The 6,232-nt window shown below is 55.7% G+C and carries 5 protein-coding genes and 2 pseudogenes; all 7 read right to left on the minus strand.

Annotation, left to right across the window (positions count from 1 at the left end; translation table 11 throughout):
• Nucleotides 1-70: 70 nt before the first annotated feature.
• On the minus strand, nt 71-376 hold the full coding sequence (locus tag R8N49_RS24025) for a LysR family transcriptional regulator (RefSeq protein ID WP_001255015.1): 306 nt from the start codon (nt 374-376) through the stop codon (nt 71-73).
• Between the two features lie 27 nt (nt 377-403).
• A complete protein-coding gene (floR, locus tag R8N49_RS24030; protein WP_000214122.1) occupies nt 404-1,618 on the minus strand; it encodes a chloramphenicol/florfenicol efflux MFS transporter FloR in 1,215 nt (404 codons plus the stop codon).
• Nucleotides 1,619-1,834: 216 nt separating this feature from the next.
• Nucleotides 1,835-2,719 (minus strand): DUF3363 domain-containing protein, encoded by an 885-nt coding sequence (locus R8N49_RS24035; protein WP_001447541.1) that lies wholly within the window; start codon nt 2,717-2,719, stop codon nt 1,835-1,837.
• A gap of 30 nt (nt 2,720-2,749) precedes the next feature.
• Nucleotides 2,750-3,778, minus strand: a pseudogene (locus R8N49_RS24040) (IS91-like element ISVsa3 family transposase); the annotation flags it as partial.
• 13 nt (nt 3,779-3,791) lie between these two features.
• Nucleotides 3,792-4,127: pseudogene (locus R8N49_RS31065) on the minus strand (toprim domain-containing protein); the annotation flags it as partial.
• 82 nt (nt 4,128-4,209) lie between these two features.
• Nucleotides 4,210-4,722, minus strand: coding sequence for a dihydrofolate reductase (locus R8N49_RS24045; protein WP_086371372.1), 513 nt, complete (start codon nt 4,720-4,722; stop codon nt 4,210-4,212).
• A gap of 345 nt (nt 4,723-5,067) precedes the next feature.
• Nucleotides 5,068-6,232 (minus strand): IS91-like element ISVsa3 family transposase (locus tag R8N49_RS24050; protein ID WP_000320694.1); only part of this gene is annotated, 1,165 nt, incomplete at its 5' end.

Here is a 6,232-nt window from a genome sequence, read left to right on the forward strand (position 1 = left end):
GCTTAGCGGAAAGTTCTTTTACCCTCAGCCGAAATGCCTGCCGTTGCTAGACATTGCCAGCCAGTGCCCGTCACTCCGCGGTCTTCACTGCGTGATCGAGTTGATCGACACCCGCCGTGACACGCTCCATGAAGTGCCTGCCTGCGTCTGTTAGCCGAACGCCCCGCGCATGGCGCTCAAATAGCAGGACACCAAGGTTATCCTCCAGCGCTTTCACACGCGCGCTGACGCTCGACTGGCTGATACCAAGTGCCTTGGCCGCATGCCGAAAATTCAGATGCTCGGCGACGGCGATGAACTGAACAAGGGAAATGAGCGGTATCCTGCCAGACAGGATACCGACATTCACGAGGTTTCGATGGTTAGTGCGCCGCATCGGAGCGGGCCTGCTACCAGTCGTCGGTTAGACGACTGGCGACTTCTCGGTGGCAGCCCCACGGAGCCGAAGGAGCACCAGCCCCAACGAAACCAGTACCGCCATCGCCGTGGCGTAACAGATCACGGGCCACGCTGTGTCACCGTTTAAAAGTGCCACCGCCAATGTCCCGACAATGCTGACTATCAGGCTTTGAACGCAGAAGTAGAACGCGACCGCTGATCCCGCGATGTCGTCGAACTCTGCCAAAGCGCCGTTCGCGGTAACGGACACCGTGAAGACAATACCGACCGCGACAACCCACATCGGTAGGATGAAGGTGAGGAATGACGGCGAGCCGTAAAGTTCGCCGATCCCCAACAGGACCGCTCCGCAAACAAGCAACGCCATCCCACGCGCCACGCATCCTGCGATGCCCCATCTGGCGACAAAGGACTTCGCGAAACGGGTTGTCACGATCATTACAAGCGCGACAGTGGCGAAGGCAAAGCTGAATCCGATCTCGGAATATTCCGCTTGGCCTATGAGCACACGGGGAGCCGTCGAGAAGAAGACGAAGTAGGTGCCCATACCGGCGCTAAAGCCGACAGTGTAAACCCAAAAAGCCGGACTCGCGAAGATCGGCAAGACAGATCGGCGCGTCTTGACTTGATCCAGAGGGCGGGTTTCGTGCCACCTGAAACCCGCATTTAGGAGTGCGAGCATCGCCAGTATAGCCAAAGTAATGAATATCGCCTGCCATCCCAAGAACTCGCCGATCAATACTCCGGCGATAGGGCCGAGCGCAGGCACGAACGCCAGCATCGAACTGAAAAGGCCGTAGATGACGACACCCTCAGGACGGTTGGCATAAACGTCGCGAACCGTCGCGAACGTCGCCACCAGCATGGCCGACGCGCCCACTGCTTGAAGTAGACGGAAAGCGACAAAGGCCGGTGCAGTTGAAGACCAAGCTGCTCCCAGAGACGCAATGACGAAAGCCGTTGCGCCCGCAAGTAGAATTGGCCGTCGCCCGATTCTGTCTGAGAGCGGACCAAAAATCACCTGGCCCACGCCGAGCATCACCATATAGAGGCTCAACGTGAGTTGGATCATAGCGGGCGTCGTGTTCAGGATGCCGGGCATCGCTGGAACGACAGGGAGATAAATATCCATCGCCAGTGAAGCGAGGATGTCGAAAGGAGCCATCAGCAGCAGTGCTGCCGGCAGCGTATAGGCCCACGCGGGGCGTGTGGTGGTCATGACGAATCAACCCTCGATTAAGGAATACCGGGCGACGTCTGCTCGTCAGCAATCAGATGAGACTAGCCTTACAGAGCGCCGCAACAACAATACTGGTTGTTGCGGCTTACTTGTCTGCTGACTTGGAATTTCCCATCTGATTACTCCACGCTTACGAATATGAATTGCTACATTTTATCCGATTATCTTTTGCTTCGCAATGCGGCATGGGCGCACTCAGCGTTCCAGCCCCCTCTGCCGCCCTAACTGCCACGACACCGACCCGCCCTGCACGATGCCCATAACCTCGCGGCCGAGTTGGCGGTCGATGATCGGCCGCCACGGGACAAGGGTGAACTCATGGGATTTCTCGACCACGGCGAACTTGCCGCTCGATAGATGCACGGTTCCGGTAAACTTGCCGCTGACGCTCTCGCCGTCCGTGGCGGCGCGGAACGGCAGGCCCTTACTCAAAGCCATATCCGATCCGACGCCGGCTACCTCGCGCTCCCGCAGGATGGCGAGAAGGTTGCGCCGGTAGAAGACGCGGCTGTCCCGGCTGCGGGTGGCGTCGCCCTGTTCGATATGGTGCTCGCGGCGCTGGTCCATGGCTTCGCGGACTTGTTGCCCGAAGCCGGTTGGCGCAAGGTCGGCCGTCTCGCCGTGGATCAGCCGCCGGTCCAGCCAGGTCGCGCCGTCCGATCCGATCTGTTTGTTCAGATCGACCGGGGAAAGGACGCGAACGCTGGCCTGACTGTCTCGGCCGGCGTCATGGGCGGCGGCACGGCTGACCAGATCATCGGGGATGCGCCATTGGTCGGCGTCGATCCGCTCGACGATACCGGCCCGGCGTAGCGCCTCCAGCCGGCGCACATGGGCATCGACATAGCCCTCATAGTCGCCGCCTGGAACGCGGCACGTATAGGAAGAATAAACGCCCTTTTCACCCAAGTCCAACAGCTTTGGACCGCAGTTGACTCTTTCGACACCCCTGCGATGCAACCCAATCCGGCTGACGGGGAGCCAGCAACGCTGAAAATTTACCCTCCTCTTTCCCACTAGCGGCTCCTTTTCCGACAACCAGCACGGCGGATCCCTGCCGCGGCGCTGTGAACGCAGCATTTTGATTGGTATCGTTGGCCTTCAGGCTCGTCAGTCAAACAGACCCAGGAGCAGCTCAGCCGGTGGCGCCCGGCTTTCGGGTAACGCCCTGGTCCCGCTGGTTTCGGCTTTGTGCTTCAGGTGATCAAGGATCTGCTTGATCACTATAGGGTCTTCAATGCAGGCGATGACTTTCATGGCGCCGCCGCAGCCGCTGCAGGTCTCGATGTCGATATTGAAAACACGCTTGAGCCGTTGCGCCCATGTCATCGACGCTCGCCGTTGTGCTGGTGTTGCCGGTTCATCAGCCACCCTGACCTTGTTGCCCCTGCCCCGTTTTGCCGGCGTGACCAACGCCCGGTGCCGACTGTTGGGTGCGAACACCCCGTGGAAGCGGGTTAGGTTGACTCTGGGCTTCGGTACCAGGGCGGCCAGCCTTGCAATGAAATCCAATGGTTCGAAAATGACGTGCGTGGTGCCGTCCCGGTACGGCGTCTTGAGCTGGTAGCGCACGTTGCCGCCTCGTGTTAACGACAGCCGCTTCTCGGATACCGCCGGGCGGCTGATGTACCGGCACAGCCGTTCGAGCTTCTTGCGTTCATCGGCCCTGGCCGCCACGCCGGCGTGCAGGCTGGACCCGGCTACCTTGCCAATCCCGTCACCGAACGGATCACCACTGGTCGGCAGAGTTTGCAAAGTGAACACCTTTCGCCCCGCCTGTGAACCGACAGCGATACGGTAAGTGATCGAGTGCCCCAGCAGGGGTGTCATCGGGTCGTCATCCACCGCATCCGAGGCCAGATAGCTGTTTTCGACATCCCGTTCCAGCAGGCCTTGCCGTTCCAGATAGCGACCCACCCGGTGGGCGATGGTGTGCGTCAGCTGGGTGAGCTCTGGGCTGGTCGGCGCCTTGACCCAGCGGAAACGCGCTGAGCCGTGGGATTGCTCGACATACACACCGTCGAGAAACAGCATGTGGAAGTGAACATTCAGATTGAGCGCCGATCCAAAACGCTGGATCAGGGTGACCGCGCCCGTCTTGGCCACTTGGTGGGTATGGCCCGCTTTCTTGACCAGGTGCCAATACCCATCTTTGTATCAACTCCCCTTCCTGCCCGGCATCCCCGCAATTGATGACTTCAGAACAAGATGCTACCAATTTTTCAATAACAGCAAATTGCCTTTTTACTCCATCGTTATCAATTAGTTTAATGCCAAATTTTTTAGGTACAATTGGCAGATCTTCCAATTTCCAGTATTTCCAATTTTCTTTGTAATCATGGGGTTCATTCAATGTACACAGATGGCCAAAAGTCCAGGTTACCCAATAGCCATTTCCTTCATAAAAGCCGTTGTTGCGTTGTTTTGCACCAATTACTTCGGCAATATCTTTTGCCACAGAAGGTTTTTCAGCTATACATAAAATCATAAGGAGGCAAAGTTAGTAAGGTCGTTGAAGTTTTGAAACCGTTACATACAAAACATTTCAACAAAAACAGTAAGTTTTAGAGTTATTTACGTGTATATTTTTTTATTTCAAAAGCAAAAGCGTGTTTTTCATCAATACCCTGTTTCAGTACAGTTTCACTATTCCACTCAGATTCAGAAAATTTAGGAAAAAAAGTATCTGCGTCAAACACTCCATCTACTTGTGTGATATACATTTCTTGAAGGATGTTTCGCTGCATAACTTCTGCATAAATTTGTCCCCCACCAATGATGAAAACAGTTCTTTCGGTTTCATTTTTATAGAACTCTAAACATTCAGTAAGTGAAAAAAAGACATGAGCTCCTGGTGCTTGATAGCCGATTTGGTGAGTTAAAACGGCATTTTCACGATTTGGCAAGGGTCTAAATTTCTCAGGAATAGATTCATAATTTTTACGTCCGGTTATTACTACATGACCTGTTGAAGTTTCTTTAAAGAATTTCATATCAGCCGGCAATTTCCATAACAAATCGTTGTCTTTACCAATGCCAAAATTTTTATCCATGGCAACAATTAATGATAGTTTCATAATGATCGGTATTGAATAATTAATTTTTTATTTGAGGCATTAAGCACATGCAATAATTTCTCAATTGGTTTTTTCACCTTTTCTTTCAAATGTAACTCATCTGCAGTTTGAATCATACGTATAGGAAGAATAAACGCCCTTTTCACCCAAGTCCAACAGCTTTGGACCGCAGTTGACTCTTTCGACACCCCTGCGATGCAACCCAATCCGGCTGACGGGGAGCCAGCAACGCTGAAAATTTACCCTCCTCTTTCCCACTAGCGGCTCCTTTTCCGACAACCAGCACGGCGGATCCCTGCCGCGGCGCTGTGAACGCAGCATTTTGATTGGTATCGTTGGCCTTCAGGCTCGTCAGTCAAACAGACCCAGGAGCAGCTCAGCCGGTGGCGCCCGGCTTTCGGGTAACGCCCTGGTCCCGCTGGTTTCGGCTTTGTGCTTCAGGTGATCAAGGATCTGCTTGATCACTATAGGGTCTTCAATGCAGGCGATGACTTTCATGGCGCCGCCGCAGCCGCTGCAGGTCTCGATGTCGATATTGAAAACACGCTTGAGCCGTTGCGCCCATGTCATCGACGCTCGCCGTTGTGCTGGTGTTGCCGGTTCATCAGCCACCCTGACCTTGTTGCCCCTGCCCCGTTTTGCCGGCGTGACCAACGCCCGGTGCCGACTGTTGGGTGCGAACACCCCGTGGAAGCGGGTTAGGTTGACTCTGGGCTTCGGTACCAGGGCGGCCAGCCTTGCAATGAAATCCAATGGTTCGAAAATGACGTGCGTGGTGCCGTCCCGGTACGGCGTCTTGAGCTGGTAGCGCACGTTGCCGCCTCGTGTTAACGACAGCCGCTTCTCGGATACCGCCGGGCGGCTGATGTACCGGCACAGCCGTTCGAGCTTCTTGCGTTCATCGGCCCTGGCCGCCACGCCGGCGTGCAGGCTGGACCCGGCTACCTTGCCAATCCCGTCACCGAACGGATCACCACTGGTCGGCAGAGTTTGCAAAGTGAACACCTTTCGCCCCGCCTGTGAACCGACAGCGATACGGTAAGTGATCGAGTGCCCCAGCAGGGGTGTCATCGGGTCGTCATCCACCGCATCCGAGGCCAGATAGCTGTTTTCGACATCCCGTTCCAGCAGGCCTTGCCGTTCCAGATAGCGACCCACCCGGTGGGCGATGGTGTGCGTCAGCTGGGTGAGCTCTGGGCTGGTCGGCGCCTTGACCCAGCGGAAACGCGCTGAGCCGTGGGATTGCTCGACATACACACCGTCGAGAAACAGCATGTGGAAGTGAACATTCAGATTGAGCGCCGATCCAAAACGCTGGATCAGGGTGACCGCGCCCGTCTTGGCCACTTGGTGGGTATGGCCCGCTTTCTTGACCAGGTGCGTGGCAATGACGCGGTAAACGATGCCCAGCACCCACCCCATGATCTCGGGCCGGCTGGCAAACAGGAAACGCAGCTGAAACGGGAAGCTCAACACCCACTGACGCATGGGTTGTTCAGGCAGTACTTCATCAACC

It is taken from the genome of Vibrio sp. 1978 (assembly GCF_033344345.1).